General features: G+C 62.9%; 19 protein-coding genes. 12 read left to right on the plus strand and 7 right to left on the minus strand.

The window, feature by feature from the left end; all coding sequences use genetic code 11:
• Positions 1-228: 228 nt before the first annotated feature.
• Complete coding sequence (locus ACQRAG_RS02350) at positions 229-1,611, minus strand: PFL family protein (RefSeq protein WP_006008366.1); 1,383 nt, start codon at positions 1,609-1,611, stop codon at positions 229-231.
• A gap of 60 nt (positions 1,612-1,671) precedes the next feature.
• Positions 1,672-2,235 (minus strand): glycine cleavage system protein R, encoded by a 564-nt coding sequence (locus tag ACQRAG_RS02355; RefSeq protein WP_006008363.1) that lies wholly within the window; start codon positions 2,233-2,235, stop codon positions 1,672-1,674.
• Positions 2,236-2,528: 293 nt separating this feature from the next.
• Between ACQRAG_RS02355 and lysS the strand changes: the two genes are divergently transcribed.
• The 8 genes from lysS (at position 2,529) to ACQRAG_RS02395 (ending at position 13,156) form a co-directional block, all read left to right on the plus strand.
• Complete coding sequence (gene lysS / locus ACQRAG_RS02360) at positions 2,529-4,040, plus strand: lysine--tRNA ligase (RefSeq protein WP_370684895.1); 1,512 nt, start codon at positions 2,529-2,531, stop codon at positions 4,038-4,040.
• A gap of 12 nt (positions 4,041-4,052) precedes the next feature.
• A complete protein-coding gene (locus tag ACQRAG_RS02365) occupies positions 4,053-5,279 on the plus strand; it encodes a lipoprotein-releasing ABC transporter permease subunit (protein WP_289616579.1) in 1,227 nt (408 codons plus the stop codon).
• Positions 5,280-5,281: 2 nt separating this feature from the next.
• Entirely contained in the window at positions 5,282-5,965 is a 684-nt protein-coding gene (locus tag ACQRAG_RS02370) for an ABC transporter ATP-binding protein (RefSeq protein WP_040369823.1), read from the plus strand.
• Entirely contained in the window at positions 5,946-8,714 is a 2,769-nt protein-coding gene (bamA, locus tag ACQRAG_RS02375) for an outer membrane protein assembly factor BamA (protein ID WP_239463782.1), read from the plus strand. The genes ACQRAG_RS02370 and bamA overlap by 20 nt, the downstream gene beginning before the upstream one ends.
• Positions 8,715-8,935: 221 nt before the next feature.
• Positions 8,936-10,816, plus strand: coding sequence for an N-acetylmuramoyl-L-alanine amidase (locus tag ACQRAG_RS02380; RefSeq protein ID WP_427804031.1), 1,881 nt, complete (start codon positions 8,936-8,938; stop codon positions 10,814-10,816).
• Between the two features lie 106 nt (positions 10,817-10,922).
• Positions 10,923-11,459: an OmpH family outer membrane protein gene (locus ACQRAG_RS02385; protein WP_168935974.1), complete on the plus strand. Its 537-nt coding sequence runs from the start codon at positions 10,923-10,925 to the stop codon at positions 11,457-11,459.
• Positions 11,460-11,595: 136 nt separating this feature from the next.
• Positions 11,596-12,060, plus strand: coding sequence for a 3-hydroxyacyl-ACP dehydratase FabZ (gene fabZ, locus ACQRAG_RS02390; RefSeq protein ID WP_427804030.1), 465 nt, complete (start codon positions 11,596-11,598; stop codon positions 12,058-12,060).
• Position 12,061: 1 nt separating this feature from the next.
• The gene (locus ACQRAG_RS02395; protein WP_427804029.1) at positions 12,062-13,156 is read left to right on the plus strand and encodes a glycosyltransferase; all 1,095 of its coding nucleotides are present in this window, start codon (positions 12,062-12,064) and stop codon (positions 13,154-13,156) included.
• Positions 13,157-13,379: 223 nt separating this feature from the next.
• Here ACQRAG_RS02395 and wbaP read toward each other — a convergent pair whose 3' ends face one another.
• Complete coding sequence (gene wbaP / locus ACQRAG_RS02400) at positions 13,380-14,777, minus strand: undecaprenyl-phosphate galactose phosphotransferase WbaP (RefSeq protein ID WP_427804028.1); 1,398 nt, start codon at positions 14,775-14,777, stop codon at positions 13,380-13,382.
• A gap of 168 nt (positions 14,778-14,945) precedes the next feature.
• Between wbaP and ACQRAG_RS02405 the strand changes: the two genes are divergently transcribed.
• The 4 genes from ACQRAG_RS02405 (at position 14,946) to ACQRAG_RS02420 (ending at position 18,010) form a co-directional block, all read left to right on the plus strand.
• Positions 14,946-15,689 (plus strand): ABC transporter substrate-binding protein, encoded by a 744-nt coding sequence (locus tag ACQRAG_RS02405; RefSeq protein ID WP_006008347.1) that lies wholly within the window; start codon positions 14,946-14,948, stop codon positions 15,687-15,689.
• Positions 15,690-15,919: 230 nt separating this feature from the next.
• On the plus strand, positions 15,920-16,591 hold the full coding sequence (locus ACQRAG_RS02410) for an amino acid ABC transporter permease (protein ID WP_412389819.1): 672 nt from the start codon (positions 15,920-15,922) through the stop codon (positions 16,589-16,591).
• Positions 16,588-17,337, plus strand: coding sequence for an amino acid ABC transporter ATP-binding protein (locus ACQRAG_RS02415; protein WP_006008345.1), 750 nt, complete (start codon positions 16,588-16,590; stop codon positions 17,335-17,337). The genes ACQRAG_RS02410 and ACQRAG_RS02415 overlap by 4 nt, the downstream gene beginning before the upstream one ends.
• 1 nt (position 17,338) lies before the next feature.
• Positions 17,339-18,010: an amino acid ABC transporter permease gene (locus ACQRAG_RS02420; protein ID WP_006008344.1), complete on the plus strand. Its 672-nt coding sequence runs from the start codon at positions 17,339-17,341 to the stop codon at positions 18,008-18,010.
• A 231-nt stretch (positions 18,011-18,241) separates the two neighbouring features.
• Here ACQRAG_RS02420 and ACQRAG_RS02425 read toward each other — a convergent pair whose 3' ends face one another.
• From ACQRAG_RS02425 to ACQRAG_RS02440, 4 genes are all read right to left on the minus strand, one after another.
• Positions 18,242-18,544: a hypothetical protein gene (locus ACQRAG_RS02425; protein ID WP_304038273.1), complete on the minus strand. Its 303-nt coding sequence runs from the start codon at positions 18,542-18,544 to the stop codon at positions 18,242-18,244.
• A gap of 217 nt (positions 18,545-18,761) precedes the next feature.
• Entirely contained in the window at positions 18,762-19,370 is a 609-nt protein-coding gene (locus ACQRAG_RS02430) for an indolepyruvate oxidoreductase subunit beta (RefSeq protein WP_168935977.1), read from the minus strand.
• A gap of 12 nt (positions 19,371-19,382) precedes the next feature.
• The gene (gene iorA / locus ACQRAG_RS02435) at positions 19,383-21,236 is read right to left on the minus strand and encodes an indolepyruvate ferredoxin oxidoreductase subunit alpha (protein ID WP_427803880.1); all 1,854 of its coding nucleotides are present in this window, start codon (positions 21,234-21,236) and stop codon (positions 19,383-19,385) included.
• 49 nt (positions 21,237-21,285) lie between these two features.
• Positions 21,286-21,993 (minus strand): tetratricopeptide repeat protein, encoded by a 708-nt coding sequence (locus ACQRAG_RS02440; protein ID WP_168935979.1) that lies wholly within the window; start codon positions 21,991-21,993, stop codon positions 21,286-21,288.
• Positions 21,994-22,166: the final 173 nt, after the last annotated feature.

A 22,166-nucleotide genomic window follows, 5' to 3' on the forward strand; every position in this document is an offset into this window, starting at 1 on the left:
AAAAAGCAAAACCGCCTGCATGAGAACAGGCGGTTATCGTCCTGTGCGTGTCCAGGCATCCAGTTGCCGACAGCCATAAAAAGAGAGAGGCCCCGGACGATTTGCCGGACTCGCCCGCCGTCTGTCCGTATCAACGGCCCGAACGTTGGGGAATGGCGGACGCCTTCTCCCCAAAACAAAAAGGACGGGAAAATATCCCGTCCTTTCCGTATTGTTGTTGTCTGCCGGCTAGTTCTTCAGGCTGTGGATAGGAGCCGGGATGCGACCGCCCAGACCGATGAAGGCGCTGGCATCGCCCTTGGGCACGGGGATGATGGCCGCCTTGCCCAGCAGGCCGCCGAAGCTCACTTCTTCGCCCACGCCCTTGCCGGGCACGGGGATGACGCGCACGGCCGTGGTCTTGTGGTTGATCATGCCGATGGCCATTTCGTCGGCGATGAGGCCGGAAATGGTGCTGGCCGGGGTGTCGCCGGGAATGGCGATCATGTCCAGGCCCACGGAGCAGACGCTGGTCATGGCTTCCAGCTTTTCCAGGCTCAGCAGGCCGGAGGTGGCGGCCGCCTCGATGCTGGAGTCTTCGGAAACGGGGATGAAGGCGCCGGACAGGCCGCCCACCGAAGAGGAGGCGAAGGCGCCGCCCTTTTTCACGGCATCGTTGAGCATGGCCAGCACGGCCGTGGTGCCGGGCGCACCGATGCTGGACAGGCCCACGCTCTGGAAGATTTCGCCCACGCTGTCGCCCACGGCCGGGGTGGGGGCCAGGGAAAGGTCGGCCACGCCGAAGGGCAGGCCCAGACGCTGGGCCACTTCGTTACCGATCATCTCGCCCACGCGGGTCACCTTGTAGGCCGTGCGCTTGATGACTTCGGCCACGTCCAGCAGGGTCATGGGCTTGCCGCCGTTGCGGCTGTGCTCCAGGGCGCGGTCGATGGCCTTCTTGACCACGCCGGGACCGGAGACGCCCACGTTGATGACCACGTCGGGCTCGCCCACGCCCAGGTAGGCACCGGCCATGAAGGGCACGTCCTGCGGGATGTTGGCGAAGACCACCAGCTTGGCGCAGCCAAGGCCGCCGCGGTCGGCCGTGGCCTGGGCCACCTTGAGGATCTGTTCGCCCATCAGGGCCACGGCATCCATATTGATGCCGGAGCGGGAAGAAGCCACGTTGATGGAGGAGCAGATGCGGTCCGTGGTGGCCAGGGCTTCGGGCAGGGCCTCGATGAGGGCGCGGTCACCGTTGGCGAAACCTTTTTCCACCAGGGCGGAGAAACCGCCCAGGAAGTCGACGCCGGCTTCCTTGGCCGCTTCGTCCAGGGCCTGACAGACGCGCACCATGCCGTCGGGGCCGAAGGGGGCCCCCACCACGGCGATGGGGCTGACGCTGATACGTTTGTTGACCACCGGGATGCCGTACTTGTCGCCCACTTCGTTGCAGACGTTGACCAGCTGGGAGGCATAGCGGTGCAGCTTGGCTTTGACGTTGCCGGTGAAGAGGTCGATGTCGTGGCTGACACAGTCGAACAGGCTCACGCCCAGGGTCACGGTGCGCACGTCCAGATGCTCGTTGCGGAGCATGTTGAGCGTATTGATAACTTCGCGTTCAGAAAGCATGGATATTCCTTATGATACTTGCGGAGGCGGTCCTGCCGCGCTCCCGGGACGGACGGGATCCTAGAAGGAGCCGATACGATGGACGGCTTCGAAGATGTCGCGGTGCTGCACGCTGACGCGCAGGCCCTGGGCCTGGCCTTCGCTGGCCAGCTCGCGACGCAGACGGCCGAGGTCCGCATTTTCGGGGACCTTGACCTCGAACACGAACAGGGCGTGATTGCTGTGATCCTGGCCCAGAACGGCCTTGAGGCTGTCGATGTTGACGCCGTGACGGGCAAAGACGCGGCTCATGGCAGCGATGAGGCCGGGGCGGTCGGGGCCGTCCACCGTGACCACGAAGGGCTGGCTGACCACGGAGTCTTCCCAGCGGCCTTCCACGGCCGGGCGCACCAGCACGGAAAGGTCGAGCTTGGCATCCACCAGGCCCAGGGCCAGCTGGGTGTGCAGGGATTCTTCCGTCACGTTTTCAGGGGCCTGGACGATAAAGATGGCCGCGAACTCACCGCAAAGGATGGTCTGGGTGACCTCGATAATATTGCAGCCGGTCTGCCCGAGGATCTGGCTTACCGCGGAAACGATGCCGGGACAGTCCCGGCCGAGAAAGGAGATGGTCAATTTTTTCATGTTTGGTCCTTGCGGGGTTACGTTTTGAAAACGGTAAACTATGCTTCAATGAAATTCAAGTATGACTACTTTATCATTTTCCTGGCCGAAAGGCACCCTTGGGCCGCAGAGGTCCCCCGGCCCCGAACCTTGACGACGGGGCCTGAATGGCATACCTCTAGCCATTCAACCGTTGAGCCCGAAAGAGGGCCGGGCCATGCCCGAAGCAGGAGTTTGCAGTGGAAAACCGGGAAAAGAGTCCTAAGAAGCAAAAGATCAAGCTGAATACCAAGTCGCAGCACGCCGCCTATTTCATGCCCATGCTTGAGGGCTTTGCCGAGCGCGACATGCTCAACGAAGTCATCAAAAACCGCGTCGTCAAAGCCTGTGACCTGCTGGACGCCGGTGTGCCGCTGTTCCCCAATGATTTCCGCAAGGAACATGCCGTCAGCTGGGTGCTGGACAATTTCGGCAGCCTGAGCGCCGAAGAGCTGGAAGCCAAGGGGGACGTGTTCGCCATCGCCGGCCGCATCGTCTCGCTGCGTTCCTTCGGCAAGGTGGCCTTCTTCCACATCATGGACGAGAGCGGCCGCATCCAGTGCTACGCCAGCCGCGAGGAACTGCCCGAAGAGGTTTATAATGTAGTGAAGAAGCTGGACGTGGGCGACATCGTCGGCGTGTCCGGCCATCTTTTCCATACCAAGACGGGCGAGCTGACCATCTCCTGTCGCAACCTCAAGCTCATCACGCGCTCCATGCGTCCCCTGCCGGAAAAGTACCACGGCCTCAAGGACATGGAGACCCGCTACCGCCAGCGCTATGTGGACCTCATCGTCACCGAGCGCGCCCGCGAGATCTTCCGCAAGCGCAGCATGATCGTGAGCGAGTTCCGCCGCTTCCTCGAAGAACGCGGCTTCATGGAAGTGGAGACTCCCATGATGCAGGCCGTGGCCGGTGGCGCCGCCGCCCGCCCCTTCGAGACCTACCACAACGCCCTGGACCTCAAGCTCTACATGCGCATCGCGCCCGAGCTGTACCTCAAGCGTCTGCTGGTGGGCGGTTTCGAAAAGGTCTTCGAGCTCAACCGGAACTTCCGTAACGAAGGCATCGACACCCGCCACAACCCGGAATTCACCTCCTGTGAATTCTACTGGGCCTACGCCAACTTCCACGACCTCATGGACCTGACCGAAGAGCTCTTCGCCCGTCTGGCCAACAAGGTCTGCGGCGGCACGGTCATCACCTACCAGGGCCAGGAGATCGACCTCACCCCCGGCAAGTGGACCCGCATGTCCTTCTACGAATCGCTGACCAAGATCGGCGGCCACAGCCCCGAATTCTACAACGACTACAACAAGGTGCGCGACTACATCCGCAGCCGCGGCGAAAAGGCCACCGACAGCGAGAGCCTGCCCAAGCTGCACGCCAAGCTCTTCGATCTGGATGTGGAAGAGAAGCTGATCCAGCCCCACTTCATCTACCACTACCCCACCGAGATCTCGCCCCTGTCGCGCCGCAACAACGAGCACCCCGACCTGACGGACCGTTTCGAACTGTTCATCACCGGTCGTGAACTGGCCAACGCCTTCTCCGAGCTCAACGACCCCGTGGACCAGCGTCTGCGCTTCGAAGAGCAGGTGCGCGAGAAGGAGGCCGGCGACGACGAAGCCCACGCCATGGACGAGGACTTCCTGCGCGCCCTGGAATACGGCATGCCCCCGGCGGCCGGCGAAGGCATCGGTATCGACCGCCTCGTCATGCTGCTGACGGACTCCGCCTCCATCCGCGAAGTCATCCTCTTCCCGCTGCTGCGTCCGGAGTTCTAAACAAGCATGCGCATGCCCTTTGAGCTGTTTGTGGCGCTGAGATATCTGTTCTCGCGCCGCAAACAGACCTTCATCTACATCATCTCCATCATGTCCATCCTGGGCGTCGCCCTCGGCGTCGGCGCCCTGGTGGTGGTCTTGGGCGTCTACAACGGCCTGACCACCGACATGCGTGACAAGATCATCGGCGCCAATGCCCACGGCATCGTCATGTCGTACGTGCCCGCGGCCTTCCAGCAGCACCCCGACCTGGTGCGGCGCGTGGAGGCCGTGGAGCATGTGCGCGGCGCCACGCCCTTCATCTATACGGAAGTCATGCTCTCCGCCGCCGGCGGCGTCAAAGGCCTGGTGCTGCGCGGCATCGATCCCGAAAGCGCGCCCAAGGTCCTGAGCATGCTGCGCGAGATCCGTCGCGGCTCCGTGGCCGATCTGAAGCGCGAGGGCACGCCGGGCATCGTCATCGGCGAGGAGCTGGCCAAGCGTCTGGGCATCGGCCTGGGCAGCCGCGTCAACCTGCTCTCCCCCTCCGGGGAAAAGGGCGCCACCGGCTATTCGCCGCGCATCCGCCCCTTCGAGGTGGTGGGCATCTTCAAGACCGGCATGTTCGAATACGATGCCACCCTGGCCTTCGTGGACCTCAAGGCCGCGCGCGACATCCTCGGCCTGCCCGACGGCTTCCTCACCGGCATCGAGATCATGGTGGACGACGTCTACAAGGCCGACGTCATCGCCCAGAGCGTGCAGGACACCCTGGGCTCCCCCTTCTATGTGCGCCACTGGATGGAGATGAACGCCAACCTTTTCGCGGCCCTCAAGCTGGAAAAGATCGGCATGTTCATCCTGCTGACCATGGTGGTGCTCATCGGTTCCTTCTCCATCGTGACCTCCCTGGTCATGCTGGTCATGGAGAAGACCCGCGACATCGCCATCCTCATGTCCATGGGCGCCACCCGTTCCATGATCCGCCGCATCTTCATGCTCCAGGGCACCATCATCGGTTTCGTGGGCACCCTGCTGGGTTACGGCATGGGCCTGAGCCTGGGCTGGGCGCTGAAGCGTTACCGCTTCATCAAGCTGCCCGAGAACGTCTACACCCTGGATCACCTGCCCATCATCATCACCTGGCAGGACGTGCTCATCATCGGGGCCAGCGCCATGCTGCTCTGTTTCCTGGCAACCCTGTACCCGGCGCGGCAGGCCGCACGCCTTGAGCCCGCGGAAGCCCTGCGCTACGAGTGATCATGGCCGAGCTCTACAAATTCGAACATGTGGGCAAGCGGTTCTCCGGCCCGGAGAACCTCGAGATATTCAAGGATATCAACCTTTCCGTGGAAGAAGGAGAGTCCCTGGCCATCGTGGGGACCTCCGGCTCCGGCAAGAGTACCCTCTTGCATCTTATGGGGGCTCTTGATACTCCAAGCAGTGGAAAAATCTTTTTTGACGGCCGGGACATGTCCGAGATGAAGCCTGACGAAAAGGCCCGCTTCCGCAACAGGACGCTGGGCTTCGTGTTTCAGTTCCATCATCTCCTGCCGGAATTCTCGGCTCTGGAAAACGTGGCCATGCCGGCCCTGATAGGCGGTGCCTGTCGTGCCGATGTGCTGCCCGATGCCCGTACCATGTTGGAACGCGTAGGTCTTGCCCACCGTGTGGAGAGCAAGGTCTCCACCCTGTCCGGCGGGGAGCGGCAGCGGGTAGCCATCGCTCGCGCCGTTTTGCTGCGCCCCCGGGTGCTGCTGGCTGACGAACCCACGGGCAACCTTGACGAAAATACTGGTGAGCAGGTCAGCACCCTGATGCGCGAACTGAATCGCGAACTGGGCATGACCCTCGTGATTGTCACCCACAACCGCGAGCTGGCCGCCACCATGAATCGTAGTCTGGAACTGAGAGCGGGGACTCTGTATGAAAAAACATTTGCGTAATTGGCTGGGCCTGTTCTGTTTCGCCCTGCTGGCCTGCCTGTGGGGAGCCGCCCCGCTGCAGGCTGCGGGAAACACGGTGCTGGTGTTGCCCTTCCAGGTCACTGCCGGCCCTGAGATGCCCAATGCGGCCCGGGATGTGCCGCAGATCATCGGTACGGAGATGCAGCAGCGCGGTCTGTCCGTCATCCCCATGGACAAGGCCCGCAGCCTGCTGTCCTCCCGCGGCGGCAGCATCGACATGGCCGCTGCCCGCGAGCTGGGCAAAAAAGCGGGAGCCGACCTGGTGCTGTTCGGCAGCTTCAAGCAGAACGGCGAAGGCTTTGCCCTGCAGTCCCTGCTGGTGCCGGTGAACGAAGGCCAGGCCAAGCCTGCCAACTTCGATCGCCCCTCCCTGCTGAGCCTCAATGAATGCGCCGCCGCCATGGCCGGTCAGGCTTCCGGCATGCTGGCCGGTGCCGCTGCCGCCGCCCCTGCGGCCAGCAGCGCTCCCCGCACCGAACCCAACGATCCCATCGGTCGCGCCGACTTCGTGCCCATGGGCACCGCCAAGGGTGCTCTGGCCGACGTGCAGGTGCGCGGCCTGCAGGTCATGGACCCCGAAGTGGTCCTCATGCGCCTCTCCATCCGCAAGGGCGACACCCCCTCCGCCAATGACATCAACGAAGAAGTCAAGCGCATCTGGGAACTGGGCTACTTCAGTGACGTCCAGGCCCACATGGAAGGCAACGTGCTGGTCTTCACCGTGGCGGAAAAGCCCCGCATCGAGAACATCATCGTGGAAGGTTCCCACGAGATCGATGCCGAGGACGTGATCGCCGCCATGGGCACCAAGTCCGGCAACGTGCTCAACGAACAGCTCATCGCCGACGACCTGCAGAAGATCAACGAACTCTACCGCAAGGAAGGCTACTACCTGGCCCGTTCCAGCTACCGTCTGGACAGCCGCTCCGGCGGCCGCGGCGCCGTGCTGGTCATCCAGGTGGAAGAAGGCAACAAGCTCTACATCAAGGAAGTCAAGATCGAGGGCCTGGAGCAGCTGGACAAGGGCGACATGGACAAGTACCTGGCCCTCAAGCCCCGCAACATCTTCTCCTGGTTCACGGGCACCGGCGTGCTCAAGGAAGAGCATCTGGAGCGTGATACCAACGCCATCGCCGCCTACGGCCTGAACCAGGGCTTCGTGGACATCCAGGTGGCCGCTCCCGACGTACAGTACAAGGAAGACGGCATCTATGTGACCTTCAAGGTCCATGAAGGCCCCCGCTACAAGATCCATGACATCAAGTTCGGCGGAGACATCATCGACGAAGAACAGGCCATGCTGGACGTGGTCGAGATGGACGAATGGAAGAAGGACAACGACTACTTCTCCATCACCGTCATGCAGGAAGACAGCAAGCGCCTGACCAACTTCTACACCGACCGCGGTTACGCCTTTGCCGAGGTGGACACCCGCGTCATGAAGGTGGAAGGCGACGAGCCCATGGTGGACGTGGGCTACATGGTCAACAAGAAGGAAAAGGTCTTCATCCGCCGCCTGATGGTCGACGGCAACACCAAGACCCGTGACAACGTCATCCTGCGCGAGATGCGCCTGGGCGACGGCGACCAGTACGAAGGCGAAAAGATGCGCCGTTCCGCCGAACGCCTGAACCGTCTGCGCTACTTCTCCGCCATCGACAGCGAACTGATCCCCACCGATCGTCCTGACGAAGTGGACCTCAAGATCAAGGTCAAGGAAGACAACACCGGCGCCCTCATGGGCGGCATCGGCTACTCCACCTATTATGACGTGGGCGTGACGGCCTCCATCATGGAGCGCAACCTCTTCGGCCGCGGCTATCAGGTGCAGCTGCAGGGCTTCTTCTCCTGGCGCCGTACGTCGGGCGTGTTCTCCTTCACCAACCCGCGCGTCTACGATACCGACCTGTCCTTCGGCAACGACATCTACTACATCTACGATTACTGGGACGACTTCACCAAGGAAACCATCGGTGACACCATCCGCTTTGGCTATCCCATCGGTGAATATACGTCCGTGGGTATCGGCTACCGCCTGGAGCGCTACGACCTCTATGACGTGGATGCCGATGCTTCGCCCTACATCTCCGACTACAAGGGCACCAACTGGACCAGCGCCATCTCCGCCCGCATCCTGCGCGATACCACCGACGACCGCGCCCGTCCCACCAAGGGCACCATCGCCCGTCTGTGGGCCGAATACGGCGGCGGCGGCCTGGGCGGTACCGACAACTTCATCAAGGCCGTGGCCGACTGGCAGGGCTTCTGGTCCATCAATCCCGAAAACACCTTCCACCTGCGCGCCCGCGTGGGCGGGGTGTTCCAGAACACTAGCAGCCGCGTGCCCGTGTTCGAACGCTTCTGGCTGGGCGGCATGGATACCGTGCGCGGTTACTCCTACTCCGACCTCTCGCCCCGCGACGACAAGTATGGCGGCGACCAGATCGGTGGTGACCGCATGGGCGTGCTGAACGTGGAATACATCTGGACCTTCCAGAAGGACATGGGCCTGGCCCTGGTGCCCTTCTTCGATGCCGGTTTCAACATCGACCACAAGACCATGGCCGACGACTTCAACGACAAGATCGTCTACTCCGCCGGTCTGGAACTGCGCTGGCGTTCGCCCATGGGCGACCTGCGCCTGGCCTATGGCTATCCCCTGTCCAAGGACTACGACGGCGAACGTGAGCAGGGCCGTCTGGAATTCAGCATGGGCCAGTTCTTCTAGGCCGGGCTGATCTCCTTCGCGTCAAAAAAGCTCCCTTCGGGGAGCTTTTTTTTATGTCGGAAAACAGACACTCCCTTGGATGGGCCTACACGGAGCGCTTGTAGCATCCTGAAAACACAAGCTTTTTAATAAAAACATCTTCATGGCACGTAACCTGCAAAGGACAGGCTACGGCAAAGTTCCCCTCCCGGGAGCAGCCACTATCCAGCGAGTTCTGTGTCATGGCCAGGAAAAAAGTCACCCCCGCTCCCCGTCCCCAGTCCCCCGGCATGATGGCCCGTATCCTGCCTCCTCTGGGATTCATCCTGGCCTTTTCCCTCCTGGCGGCCTTCTGCCATACCATCAGCCATAGCGCCACACTGTCCCCCGCGCAGCGCTATGAAGCCGCCAAGGACGACATGGATGCCTTGCGCCAGGACAACAAGCGCGGCATGCAGCGTGCCCCCTGGGAAGAAGTGGCCGCGTCCTTCCATGCCATCCATCAGAACGCCACCACCTGGGCCAACCGTCCTGCCGCCCTGTTCAAGGCCGCGGAATGCTACGAAGAGCTTTCCCGCCGCTCCTTCGCCATCTCCGACGCCCGCAAGGCCGCCGGGACTTTCGAGGAAGTGGCCCGGCAGCATGAGAGCAGCCGCCTGGCCGATGATGCCCTGCTGCGTGCCGCCCGTATCCGGGCCGACAGGCTCAAGGACACCCGGGGCGCGCTGAAGCTGCTGGATACGCTCTGCCGGGATTATCCGCGCGGCGACATGTACGCCGAAGCCCGCCGCCTGCGGCAGGAACTGGCCCCGGGCAAGGATGCCCCGCAGCCGTCCGTGCAGCCTGCCCGTCAGATATCCGACACCCCTCCGGCAGACGATGCCCGCCAGGCCCTGCAGCGTTATGAGAATGCCAAGAAGACCATGGAGCTCCTGCGTGCCGACAAGCGTCGTTCCTGCTGGCGCGAACCCTGGGAAAACCTGCAGGGCGATTTCATGCAGGTCTACCAGAGCCGTCCCAATGCCACGGTCAGCGCGGCGGCCCTGTTCCGTGCCGGAGTCAGCGCCCGTTCTCTGGCCGACTGTTCCCACCTTGCCGCCGACTACCGCACGGCCCGTACCCTGCTGCTGCGTGTGCCGGAAGAATTCCCCGGCAGCGCCCTGGCTGACGATGCCCTGCTGCAGGCGGCGCAGATCAGTGCCGAGGAACTGAAAGACCGCACCGAGGCCGTGCGCCTGCTGGCCCGTCTGGAAAAAGAATATCCCCGTGGCGACATGCGCCCCCAGGCCACGGCCATGCGGCAGCAGTTGGCCCCCGCCGCTGCGGACAGCCGTCTGGCGGATGCCTCCGCCGGCAAGGGCAAGGCCGTCCGGGTCAACAATGTGGTGGCCGGGCAGCCGGGCCTTTCCGTGCAGCGCGTGTTCATCGACGCCGGGCACGGCGGACGTGATCCGGGCACCATCCACAATGACGTGATCGAGCGCAACATCACGCTGGACATCGCCCTGCGTCTGGGCCGCCTGCTGGAGGACAACGGCCTGGAGGTCATCTACAGCCGGCGCAAGGACGTGGCCGTGAGCCTGCGGGACCGCACCGGCAAAGCCAACCAGGCAGGCGCGGACCTGTTCGTCTCCATCCACGTCAACGCCCATGAGGACCGCGGCATCAACGGCTTCGAGACCTATTATCTGGACATCTCCCGCGATCCCCGGGCCGTGCGTGTGGCCAGCCAGGAAAACGCCCGCAACGACAGGAACCTGGGCGAGGTCCAGAAGATCCTGTCCGACGGCATGCTCACGGCCCGCCAGTACGAGAGCCGCCGGCTGGCCACCGACATCCAGAAGCAGTCCCTGGCCCGTCTGAAGCGCCGCGGCTATACCGTGCGCGACAACGGCACCCGGGCGGCCCCCTTCATCGTCCTGCTGGGTGCGCGCATGCCCTGCGTCCTGGTGGAAGTGGGCTACTGCTCCAATCCGCATGAGGCCCGCAACCTGCTCGACGCCCGCTACCGCATGATCCTGGCCGAAGGTCTGGCCGAGGGCATCCTGAGCTACAGCGACCGCGTGCGGCAGAACCGCACGGCCCAGAATTCCTTGACGCCCCCTGCCTCTGGTGCTATGTGATGAACGGTAAACAAGAGGTTTCCCTCTTGCTACCAGAAAACCTACACAATCACTGCCTGGCGGCATCCTCGATCCGCGGAGCATTCGATCAAAGGGAGTTTTTTCCATGCGCAAACTGATGTATCTGACCCTTGCGGTCTGCCTGATGATGGCGGGGGCCGTTGCCGCCAATGCCGCTGAACCTGCTGCCGCCAAGATCGGCGTCGTGGACATGCAGGCTGTCGCCACCCAGAGCGAACCTGCCCAGGCCGCCAAAAAGCAGATGGAAAGCAAGTACGGCAAAGAGCGTGCCGCTCTGGAAAAGCAGGGCGAAGCCCTGAAGAAGTCTGCCGAGGAACTGAAGGGCCCCAAGGCCTCTGATGAAAAGAAGCTGGCCTTCATCCGCAAGAAGCAGGAACTGGACCAGAAGACCCGCAACTTCCTGCGCAAGGTGGAACAGGACGAAGTGAAGCTGCGCCAGGATATGGTCACCATGGTCTTCAACGCCACCTACAACGTGGCCCAGAAGAAGGGCTTCAACTTCGTGGTGGACATCACCGCCGGTGGCGTCCTCTACGCCGACCAGACCATGGACCTGACCCAGGACGTGCTGGCCGAAGTCAACCGTCTCCACAAGGAAGACAAGGCCAAAGGCAGCAAGTAAGTGCCCCCCACAGCCGGATCTCGAGCCCCCTGTCCGCAGGGGGCTTTTTTTTGCCCGCCTGCCGGCAGCAGGCCGCCTTGTCTTGCGCCAGGCATCGGGCTAAACTGCGCCATCATACCCATCAAAGGAGTTTTCCATGTCGGACGCTACGCCTATCACCATGGACATCCAGCGCATCCTCTCCATCCTGCCCCACCGCTATCCTTTCCTGCTGGTGGACCGCGTGCTGGAATGCGTGCCAGGCTCCCATATCAAGGCCTACAAGAACGTGACCATCAACGAGCCCTTCTTCCAGGGCCATTTCCCCGGTGCGCCCATCATGCCCGGCGTGATCATCCTTGAAGCCCTGGCCCAGACCGGCGCCCTGCTGGCGGTCTCCGGCATGGAAGGCGACCTGTCGGACAAGCTCTTCTTCTTCACCGGCCTGGACGGCGTCAAATTCCGTCGCCAGGTGGTGCCCGGCGACCGCCTGGAACTGCACTGCGACAATATCCGCATGAAGCTCAAGCTCTGCAAGATGGACGCCCGCGCGTATGTGGACGGCAAACTGGCCGCCGAGGCCCAGATCACTGCCGCCATCGGCGACCGCCCCAAGGCCTAGCATGAAAGTCGCTCTGGTGCATTACTGGCTGGTCAACATGGCCGGCGGCGAAAAGGTGCTGGAGGCCCTGTGCCGTCTCTATCCGCAGGCGGACATCTTCACCCACGTGGTGGACAGGGAAAAGCTCCTGCCCGAATTCCGCCGGCACAAGATCAGCACCACCTTCATCAACAGCCTGCCCGCCAGCCGCAGGCTGTATAAAAAGTACCTGCCCCTCATGCCGCATGCCCTGGAGCAGCTGGACCTGACAGACTACGATCTGGTCATCTCCAGCGAGTCCGGGCCCGCCAAGGGGGTCATCACCCGGCCCGACTGCCTGCACGTCTGCTACTGCCACACTCCCATGCGCTATCTGTGGGACAACTGGCCGGCCTACATGCGGAGCACGGGGCGGCTCTCCCGTCTGGCCATGCGCCTGCTGCTGCCCTCCCTGCGGCAGTGGGACTGCCTCAGCGCCCAGCGGGTGGACCACTTCGTGGCCAACTCCCGTCATGTGGCCCGGCGCATCCGCAAGTACTGGCGCCGCGAGGCCGCCGTGGTCCATCCGCCGGTGGACACCAACGCCTTCACGCCCCGCGCGGAACCGGGCGGGGAGCACTACCTCTGCTTCGGCCGTCTGGCTTCGTACAAGCGCGTTGATCTGGCCGTGGAGGTCTGCACCCGCCTTGGCCGTCCGCTGGTGGTGGCCGGTGACGGCGAGATGATGCAGCAACTCAAGGCCAAGGCAGGCCCCAGCGTGCGCTTTGTGGGCCGCCAGGACGATGCCGCCGTGCGCGAGCTCATGGCCCGCAGCCGGGCCCTGCTCTTCCCCGGCGAGGAAGACTTCGGCATCATCCCGGTGGAAGCCATGTCGGCCGGGGTCCCGGTCATCGCTTACGGACGCGGTGGCGCCACCGAGACCGTGGTGGACGGCGAGACCGGTCTGCTCTTCAGCGAGCAGACCCCGGAGAGCCTGGCCGAGGCCCTGCAGCGCTTCGAACAGTGCGAAGGGGATTTCGATCCCCGACACCTGCACGCGCATGCGAAAAAGTTCTCTACCGAGAATTTCCTGACCGGCTTCCGCCATGAGGTGGAAGCGGCCATGGCCCTCATGTAAAGGACAAAACAGTCCGTAAAGAAAAAAGGGCAGCCTTCATGGCTGTCCTTTTCTTTTGTCTCGCGAGCCTTTTCGGGGCTGTCCTCGTTCCATACAGGCATAGGCGACGCGCTTGTATCCGGGCAAGGTACTGCCCAGCCCCGCTCTTTTGCAAAGAAGCGATGTTTCCGCTGCTCCGGCGGAGCACTATCTGCTTCCGGACTCGTGGCTCCTGCAGGCCCCGCTAGTATGCGCCGTAGCCGGTGAGCACCACGGGGAAGGTACGGGCCAGGATCCAGAGATCCATCCAGATGCACCAGTTGGTCACATAATAGCGGTCCAGGTTGACCCGTTCCTCGTAGGTCGTATTGTTTCGTCCGGAGACCTGCCACAGGCCCGTGATGCCCGGGCGCACCCGGCAGTAATCCGCGTAGACTTCGCCGTATTTGGCGATCTCGGCCTCCACGATGGGACGCGGCCCCACCAGGCTCATCTCGCCCCGTACCACATTGATCAGCTGGGGCAGTTCATCCAGGCTGCTCTTGCGCAGGAAACGGCCCACGCGGGTGATACGGGGGTCATGCTTCAATTTGCGGTCCTTTTCCCACTCGTCGCGCAGGTCGGGATTTTCCTCCAGATAGCGGGCAAGCACCTCGTCCGCATCCTGGCGCATGGTGCGGAACTTGAACACGTCAAAGGCCTTGCCGTCCTTGCCCAGACGACGCTGCCGGTAGAACACCGGCCCGCGGCTGTCCAGACGGATCAGCAGGCACAGCAGCAGGCCGGGCACAGAACACAACACGACCACGGGCAGACAAAGCACGAGGTCCAGGGCTCTCTTGAGGCGCTGCCGCCAGCGACGGCGCAAATTCTGCATGAGCATGAAGCCCGTCATGGTCCCCAGGTCGCAGGCATGGAACCAGTGCTGCCGGACGCCGCTGCTCTGGGCGGGCACCACCAGGATCTTGACGAAATAGCGGCTGGCTTCATGGACGAAGCGGGCCGTATGGGCATCGGAAGGCTGCAGCATCAGGGCGATGGCCCCGGGATGGCGACGCTCCGCGTCCTTCAGCTGGCGTCTGGCTTCTTCCATGTCCGAGGGCAGCGTGAAGATGTCTACCGGCGAAAGGCCCAGCCAGGGGTGGCGTTTGAGATAATGCCACAGCTCACGGCCCGTATTGCTGCGATCAAGGATCACCAGAGGGGTCCCCCACCAGCGGAACTTGCCGAAATAGTGACGGCAGAAGCGCCGTGTCACCGGCAAAAGGAAGATGCTCAGCAGCCAGGCCCCCACGAGCACGATACGCGAATAGGCCACACTGGCCTTGCCCGCGAACAACAGCGCAAGGATGAGGCCGAAGGTCAGTGTGCTCAGCGCGCAGAGTTTGCGGCTTTCCACATAGGCAGGCAGCGAGATGACCCCGTAAAGGCCCAGGGCCAGCCCCATGAACGGCGCCAGCAGGAGCATGGAAAGCATCCAGTCATAGCTGGTGATGTTAAGATCGCCCCACAGGGCGCGCAGGCACAAAACAAAAAACGTGCAGGCAAAAAGCGTCAGGAAGTCGCAACACACCAGCAGGATGACGCGGGGCGGCACCCCCAGACTCTGTAGCATGCGCTGAGCTAGACGGGAAAATTCCATCTTGATTCCGGTCTCCGGTAAGGAAGAAAAAAGGCGGGGACGGGCAGGAGAGCGGCTTTGTGACGCCTTCTCACTTGCGCCCGTGCGCGGCTTTTGCTAAAAAATTTTGTTGCCGCGCGATACGGCATCAGGTTATACCCGGCCCTCACATTTTACAAGGGAAGCACCATGAAAAAACTTTTTGTTTGCGCCCTGCTGTTCGGCCTGCTGGCCTCTGTGCCGGCCTTTGCCCAAAAGACCTACGTCAACGGCATCGACTCCAACTATCCGCCTTTTGCCTATGTCGATGAAAAGACCGGCCAGCCTGCCGGTTTTGACGTGGATGCCATGAACTGGATCGCCAAGACCATGGGCTTCAAGGTCGTCCACAAGCCTGTGGCCTGGGACGGTATCGTGCTGGCACTTGCCAACAAGCAGATCGACATGATCGCTTCCGGCATGAGCATCACTGAAAAGCGCCGCAAGGTGGTGGACTTTTCCGATCCTTACTGGGAAGTCTCCCGCGTGTTCCTGGTGCCTGCCGACTCCAAGCTGACCCCTGCCGACATCCTGTCCAAGCCCATCAAGCTGGGCGTGCAGCGCGGCACCTCCGAAGCTGAAGCCATCAAGCAGGAACAGAAGGAAAAGGGCTATCCCTTTGAGCTGCGCTTCTATGAATCCTGTCCGCTGGCCGTGGAAGACCTGGTCAACGGCCGTATCGAAGCCGCCCTCATGGACTCCCTGCCCGCCGGTGACGCCATCGCCCGCGGCAAGGCCGTGAAGAAGGCCGGTGTGCACGGCGAACCCGACCAGTTCGGCGTGGCCATCCGCAAGGGCGACAAGGAACTGCGCGCCCTCATCGACGAAGGTTTCCGCAAGCTGCAGGCCGATCCCTACTGGAAGGAACTGCAGGCCAAGTACCTGAGCAAGTAATCTCTTACTGACTGATACAGCGGCCCGTGCCGCTTTTCCAAGGTGAACCGCCGCCCTTGTCGCGGCGGTTCGCCATGTCCATACAGCCCGTTTTTCTCATGTCCGATATCTTTCCCTTCAGCGCGATCCTGGATTTCCTGCGGGATATCCTCATGCAGGCCTGGCTCTGCCTGGCCGTCGTCCTGCGCCCCATCGTAGGCGATACCATCGTGGATGCCTTCCCCTTCATCATGGGAGGCACGCTGGTGACCGTGGGCTCGGTGGCCCTGGCGCTGGGCATGGGGCTGGTGCTGGGCGTCCCCATGGCCGTGCTGCAGGTGTACGGTAACGCCCTGGCCCGCCGTCTGGTGGGACTGTATGTCTGGTTTTTCCGCGGCGTCCCCATCCTGGTGCTGCTCTTCCTTTCCCAGGGGCTTTTCCTTTCCATGGGCTGGATCCTCGAGCCCTTCCTGCTCTCCTGCCTCGTCATGGGCTGCATCAGCACGGCCTATCAGTCCCAGATCTTCCGGGGCGCCATCGAGAGCCTGCCCCAGGGACAGCTCAAGGCCGCACGCGCCCTGGGCATGCGCGACCTGACCGCCATCACCTGCATCATCCTGCCGCAGGCCCTGCGCCTTTCCATCCCGGGCTGGGCCAACGAATTTTCCATCCTCCTCAAAGACTCCGCCGTCTGTTACCTGCTGGGCACCATGGAGATCATGGCCCGCGTCAATGCCGTGGCCCAGCGTACGCATGAACATCTGGCATTTTTCGCCCTGGCGGGGGTCATCTATTTCGTTTTGACGCTGATCGTGCTCAAGCTCTTGCGCCGCCTGGAAAACAAGGTCCAGATCCCCGGCTACTCCGCCGGCACGGTGGGCAGCATGGCCAAAAACACGCAGCATGGGGTAAAGAACGCATGAACGAAGTTGTCTTGCAGGTAAAAGGCATCAGCAAAAGCCTGGGCGGCAAGTCCATCCTGGACAATTGCTCCCTGAACATGAAACGCGGCGAGCTCAAGGTCCTCATCGGTCCTTCCGGTGCGGGCAAGAGCACGCTCTTGCAGTGCATCAACTGCCTCATCCCCCCGGACAAGGGCGAGATCATCCTCGAAGGCGAAAAGCTCGACTTTTCCAACAAGTCCAAGCTCTGTGCCTTCCGGGCCCAGGTGGGCATGATCTTCCAGGACTTCAACCTGTTCGACCACCTGACCGCCGAAGAGAACGTGGCCATCGCCCTGCGCAAGGTGCGCGGCATGTCCGCCGCGGCCGCCCGTGAACGCGCCATGGACGAGCTGGCCCGCGTGGGCCTTGCCCGCCGTGCCCTGCTCTACCCCGCCCAGCTTTCCGGCGGCCAGAAGCAGCGCGTGGCCATGGCCCGCGCCCTGGCCATGGACCCCAAGGTCATCCTGCTGGACGAGCCTACCTCCGCCCTGGACCCGGAACTGGTGGGCGAAGTGCTCTCCGTCATCCGTGACCTTTCTAAGGGCGGCATGACCATGATCATGGCCACCCACCAGATGGACTTCGCCCGTGCCCTGGCCCACGAGATCCTGTTCATGGAGCGCGGTGTCATCATCGAACAGGGGGCGCCCGAGACCCTGCTGGCCGAAGGCAGCAATACCCGTACCCGCGACTTCTGCGCGCACCTGCTGGATATGGGAGCCTAGCGTGGTCATCGACATCCCCTTTTTCACCCAGGACGTCATCCCGGCCCTCAACCAGGGCCTGAAAGTGTCCATCGCCCTCATCGTCCCGGCCAGTATCCTGGGCTTCGTGGGCGGCGTGGCACTGGGATGTCTGCGGGCCTTCGGCGGCCCCTGGAGCAGCCGGCTGGGCAACTGGTACACCGCCATCATCCGCGGTGTGCCGCTGGCCGTGCAGCTGATGATGATCTATTATGCCCTGCCCAAGATGGGCATCTATTTCGAGCCCTACGGCGCCGCCCTGCTGAGCTTCATCCTTTGCAGCGCCGCCTATCATTCGGAGTATATCCGCGGGGCCCTGCTCTCCATCCGTCAGGGCCAGATCAAGGCGGCCCAGGCCCTGGGCATGACCACCTTCCAGACCGTGTTCTGGATCGTCATCCCCCAGGCAGCCCGGCGTGCCCTGCCCGGCTGCGGCAACGAGATCATCTACCTCATCAAGTACAGTTCCCTTGCCATGCTCGTGACCTGTAACGAGCTCATGAGCGAAGCCAAGGTGCTGGCCTCGGACACCTTCCGCAATACGGAAGTCTTCCTGGCCGTGGGCCTCTACTACCTCATCCTGGTCTCCCTGGCCACCTGGTGCCTGCGCTGGCTGGAAAAGCGCTATAGCATCCCCGGCTTCGGCAACCGCTAGTTTCCTTTTTCATGAGGGGAGGGGAACCCCCTCTGCTAACGCGAGAGGGGGTTCCCCTCCCCTCAAACTCCCCTCCCTTCCCCCAGCGCGTTTTGCTTAAAAAGCTGCGCCAACAGGCAGGGAAGCTTATCTGCAAGGCAACAAAAGGCGCTGCCCGCATACGCGGACAGCGCCTTTCTTCATTTTCAAAGGAGTATCTGCCTGATAGCCTTCCCTCCCATCATCACCGCATTAGCCTTCCTGCTGATCCTCCCATAGCTTTCGAGCTTTTTCCCGGATAGGCAGAGGAACTTTTTTCGCTTCTCGAAAAATGTGTTCCAAACAAGTACGCAACACTACCTTGTCCCTGAGAAGCCCTTTTGCCCCTGAGACCCTCGTTTTTGCCCCTTTTTCCGTATAGCCATACGTTTTCATCAACCTATCCACGATCCTCGTATTATCACCTGTACGTTGCGCTTCCTGGAACCAAGCAAAATCTCTTACAAAACACTCTTTACCTATACTCATTAAACGCCGAGTTAAGTTCTTCTCCATTTTTATCTCTCTTATAATGTAAAAAATCCCCCTCCCCGCTGAAGCGCGCTGGGGAGGGGGTGGGGAATTTGAGGGGCGGGGGAACACCTCTCGCGCTGGCAGCGACCGGATGGCGCCCCTTGGGCCGTGCCCGTTGCGACGGAGGAAGCTACGGGCATCGACAGCGGAGATGCGGAGGTCCCCCGCCCCTCAGCAAAACAACACGGCCATGCTGCCGTTACATGTGCAGGGCGGCCTGACCAAGTTCCAAAGCCTTGAGGTTGGAGGCCTGCAGCTTGGCGGGCAGATATTTTTCGATGGCGGCCTTGAGGGCGTCGATACCGAAGGGCAGCAGACCCGAGGCACAGACAGCGGCCAGCAGCACGGTATTGCCCGCCTGGGCGGCACCGGCCTGGATGCCCAGCTCGCGGCAGGCCAAGAAATGGCACTGGCTGGCAACGGCGCGGGACTTCTGCTCGATCTCTTCCATGGAAGGATATGCAGCCATGCCCAGCGACACGCTCAGGGGCGGCATGGGATCACGGCTGGAGAAGATGACGCCGCCGGGGCGCAGGTACGGCAGACCGCGCAGGGTCTCCAGGGGCTCGAAGCCCAGCAGGATATCGGCCTCGCCAAGATCCAGCTTGGGCGAACGCCAGCCGCCCAGCAGCAGCACGGATTCCACCACACCGCCGCGCTGGGCCATGCCGTGGACTTCGCCGGCCACCACTTCCTGCCCGGCATCCAGAGCGGTGCGGGCCAGCAGGGTGGTGGCGGTCAGGGTGCCCTGCCCGCCCACGCCGGTGAAGAAGATACGAAGACGCTTTTGTTTGTCGCTATGTTGCATAATACACCTCACCTAGGCGCGCTTTCTGGCCTTGAAGGCCTTGGGGGCCACCTGCAGACAGACCATGCAGCCGGTGCAGAGATTTTCATCCACAGCCACGTCCTCGCCATTGCGATAGAAAGCGGGGCAGGCCAGTTCTTCCAGACAGCGCTGGGCATCGGCGCCCTGCTCGGCCACATAGGCCACCTGGGCGGCGGCCTTCTTGAGGCGGCGGCGGGCATAGAGCACGCAGGGTTCTTCCGCGATGATGACGCGCACGCCCTTCCTGTCGCGCATATCTTCCAGGGCCGAATGCAGGGCCTTGAGGTTGTAGGAACGGACCTTCACACATTCGGTGACGCCCAGGCCGCGCACCACGGATTCGATATCCAGATGCATGGCCTCTTCACCGAGGATGTCCTGCAGCATGCCGGGATTGGGCTGGTGACCGGTCATGGCGGTGGTGCCGTTGTCGAGGATGACCACCAGGATGTCGTGCTTGTTGAACACGGCGTTGGCCAGGCCGGTCATGCCGGAATGGAAGAAGGTGGAGTCACCGATGAAGGCCACCACCGGCTTGCCGGAAGCCCGGGCAAAACCGCTACCGGCGGACACGGAGGAGCCCATGCAGACCAGGAAGTCGGCCATGCGCAGGGGCGGCAGCATGCCCAGGGTGTAGCAGCCGATGTCGCTGGAATAGTAGGCGTCGTCGCCAAAGGTGTGGCGGACGGCGTAGTAGACGGCGCGGTGGGAGCAGCCGGCGCAAAGGTTCGGCGGACGCACGGGCAGCTCGCGGACCACGGGCGAAGAGGCCTTGACCGGGCAGGGGCAGTCCAGATAATCGGCCACGCGGCGCAGGACCAGGGTGGTGGAGTATTCGCCCAGCACGGTGAGGGTCTCGTCCTTGCCTTCGATGCGGGCCTTGCAGCCGCACTTCTGGGCCAGGGCGCGCACGCTGCCTTCCAGCAGAGGCTCGCCTTCTTCCAGCACCAGCACGCGGTCGCAGGACTGCAGGAAGGCTTCGATACGGCCTTCGGGCAGGGGCCAGGTCATGCCCAGCTCGAGCACGCGCACGCGCTCTTCCCAGCCGCCGGAGGCCAGGGCGTCGGCCAGATAGTTGCGGGCCACACCGCTGGCGATGATGCCCAGACGGCAGCCTTCGGGGCCGTATTCACGGCTGAAGCGGCTGGACTCGGCAAAGGCGCGGGCCTTTTCCATGATCTCCAGCAGGGAGCGGTGACGGCCACGGGCCACGGCGGGCACGGGCACGAAGCGGCCGGGATTGCGCTGGAAGTCCACGATGGGCGCGGGGCCCGCCGGCAGATCGTCGAATTCCACATTGCCGCGCATATGGCTGACGCGGGTGGTGGTACGCAGCAGCACGGGCTGCTGGAGCTCGCGGGCCAGGCGGAAGGCCTCGCGGGTCATGTCCTTGGCTTCCTGGGCGGACACAGGCTCGAAACAGGGCAGGGAGGCAAAGCGCGCATAGTAGCGGTTGTCCTGCTCGTTCTGGCTGGAGTGGCAGCCGGGGTCATCGGCGGAGAGCACCACCAGACCGCCGGGCAGACCGGTGTAGACCGAGGTGAACAGCGGGTCGGCCGCCACGTTGAGGCCCACGTGCTTCATGGTCACCAGGGCCTGGGCACCGCCCAGGGCCGCACCGGCGGCCACTTCGAAGGCGACCTTTTCGTTGACCGCGTACTCGATCTTGTAGCGGCCCTCGCCCCCCAGTTTGTAAAAGGTATCCGGCACTTCGGAAGAAGGCGTGCCAGGATAGCAGGTGACCATGTTCACGCCGGCTTCAAGCGCGCCGCGTACGATGGCTTCATTGCCCAGCAAAACGTGGCGCTCGCCACGCGCCCCGTGCAGCAGAGGATGTTTGCTCATGTGTCCTCCCGGCCCGTGCGCGTCGGCAGAGGGGCCGCCAACGTTCTTACTACTTGTTCTCCGCGCCGTCCTTCACGGGCGCGGTCTTGCCACCGCCCAGCGCTTCCGCGCGCGAGCGGTAAAATTCACCGTCCAGACCAGGCTGCGAGGCGGCCAGGGCTTCATAGGCGGCAACGGCCACATCGGTCTTGCCCGCCGCTTCGGCGGCTTCGCCCAGCAGCATGCGCAGGGTGGCACGGCCGTCCTCGGTGGCGCGGCTCTCCAGGCCCTGCAGCAGGGTCACGGCATCAGCGGGACGATCCAGCTTGATCAGCGCGCCGGCCTGGCCCAGAGCGGCCATCAGGCCCATGGCACCGTCGGCGTCCAGCTTGGCCGCCGTGGCATAGGCCTGTTCGGCACGGCTGTAATCCTGATCCTGCATGGCGAACTCGGCCTGCATCAGATAGATGCTGTAACGCATGTTCTCGGGAGCTTTGGCTGCCAGGTCGTCCAGCGCCTTGAGGCGATCCCCGCCCTTCATGGTGATGCCGATACGCGCCAGTTCGGTCTGGGCCTCGGCCTGCAGGCCGCCCTGATGCCAGCGCCACACGGCGGTGCCTACCAGGGCCACCAGAAGGACGACCACCACGCCCACGATCAGCCCGCTGTTGCGCACGATGAACTGCAGCAGCGGTGCGCTTTCCGCGCTCACCTCAGCCTTGAGGTCATTGAGCAGGGTAGGAGATTCAGGGGTATTCTGAGGTCTGACAGGATTCATTTCTTTCAGTGCTCCTTGCAAAAGCTTCGCCCGCGGTCGCCGGAGCTGTCACGGTGCGGTCTATTTATGTAGGATAGGGAGCGGCCTTCTGTCAAAGAAAAACCCCTGCCGGCAGTAGGGAATCCCGAAGCCGGACGCTCCTCTTCCCGAGAGGGCCTCGGCTGGAAACCGGA

The sequence above is a fragment of the Desulfovibrio sp. SGI.230 genome (assembly GCF_050313065.1).
In the GTDB taxonomy this organism is placed as follows: domain Bacteria; phylum Desulfobacterota; class Desulfovibrionia; order Desulfovibrionales; family Desulfovibrionaceae; genus Desulfovibrio.

What these genes read in the sequence shown, in the direction of transcription:
- ACQRAG_RS02350 (WP_006008366.1), bottom strand. Translation starts at nt 1,611, where the DNA reads ATGCTTTCTGAACGCGAAGTTATCAATACGCTCAACATGCTCCGCAAC.
- ACQRAG_RS02355 (WP_006008363.1), bottom strand. Translation starts at nt 2,235, where the DNA reads ATGAAAAAATTGACCATCTCCTTTCTCGGCCGGGACTGTCCCGGCATC.
- lysS (WP_370684895.1), top strand. Translation starts at nt 2,529, where the DNA reads ATGCCCATGCTTGAGGGCTTTGCCGAGCGCGACATGCTCAACGAAGTC.
- ACQRAG_RS02365 (WP_289616579.1), top strand. Translation starts at nt 4,053, where the DNA reads ATGCCCTTTGAGCTGTTTGTGGCGCTGAGATATCTGTTCTCGCGCCGC.
- ACQRAG_RS02370 (WP_040369823.1), top strand. Translation starts at nt 5,282, where the DNA reads ATGGCCGAGCTCTACAAATTCGAACATGTGGGCAAGCGGTTCTCCGGC.
- bamA (WP_239463782.1), top strand. Translation starts at nt 5,946, where the DNA reads ATGAAAAAACATTTGCGTAATTGGCTGGGCCTGTTCTGTTTCGCCCTG.
- ACQRAG_RS02380 (WP_427804031.1), top strand. Translation starts at nt 8,936, where the DNA reads ATGGCCAGGAAAAAAGTCACCCCCGCTCCCCGTCCCCAGTCCCCCGGC.
- ACQRAG_RS02385 (WP_168935974.1), top strand. Translation starts at nt 10,923, where the DNA reads ATGCGCAAACTGATGTATCTGACCCTTGCGGTCTGCCTGATGATGGCG.
- fabZ (WP_427804030.1), top strand. Translation starts at nt 11,596, where the DNA reads ATGTCGGACGCTACGCCTATCACCATGGACATCCAGCGCATCCTCTCC.
- ACQRAG_RS02395 (WP_427804029.1), top strand. Translation starts at nt 12,062, where the DNA reads ATGAAAGTCGCTCTGGTGCATTACTGGCTGGTCAACATGGCCGGCGGC.
- wbaP (WP_427804028.1), bottom strand. Translation starts at nt 14,777, where the DNA reads ATGGAATTTTCCCGTCTAGCTCAGCGCATGCTACAGAGTCTGGGGGTG.
- ACQRAG_RS02405 (WP_006008347.1), top strand. Translation starts at nt 14,946, where the DNA reads ATGAAAAAACTTTTTGTTTGCGCCCTGCTGTTCGGCCTGCTGGCCTCT.
- ACQRAG_RS02410 (WP_412389819.1), top strand. Translation starts at nt 15,920, where the DNA reads ATGGGAGGCACGCTGGTGACCGTGGGCTCGGTGGCCCTGGCGCTGGGC.
- ACQRAG_RS02415 (WP_006008345.1), top strand. Translation starts at nt 16,588, where the DNA reads ATGAACGAAGTTGTCTTGCAGGTAAAAGGCATCAGCAAAAGCCTGGGC.
- ACQRAG_RS02425 (WP_304038273.1), bottom strand. Translation starts at nt 18,544, where the DNA reads ATGGAGAAGAACTTAACTCGGCGTTTAATGAGTATAGGTAAAGAGTGT.
- ACQRAG_RS02430 (WP_168935977.1), bottom strand. Translation starts at nt 19,370, where the DNA reads ATGCAACATAGCGACAAACAAAAGCGTCTTCGTATCTTCTTCACCGGC.
- iorA (WP_427803880.1), bottom strand. Translation starts at nt 21,236, where the DNA reads ATGAGCAAACATCCTCTGCTGCACGGGGCGCGTGGCGAGCGCCACGTT.
- ACQRAG_RS02440 (WP_168935979.1), bottom strand. Translation starts at nt 21,993, where the DNA reads ATGAATCCTGTCAGACCTCAGAATACCCCTGAATCTCCTACCCTGCTC.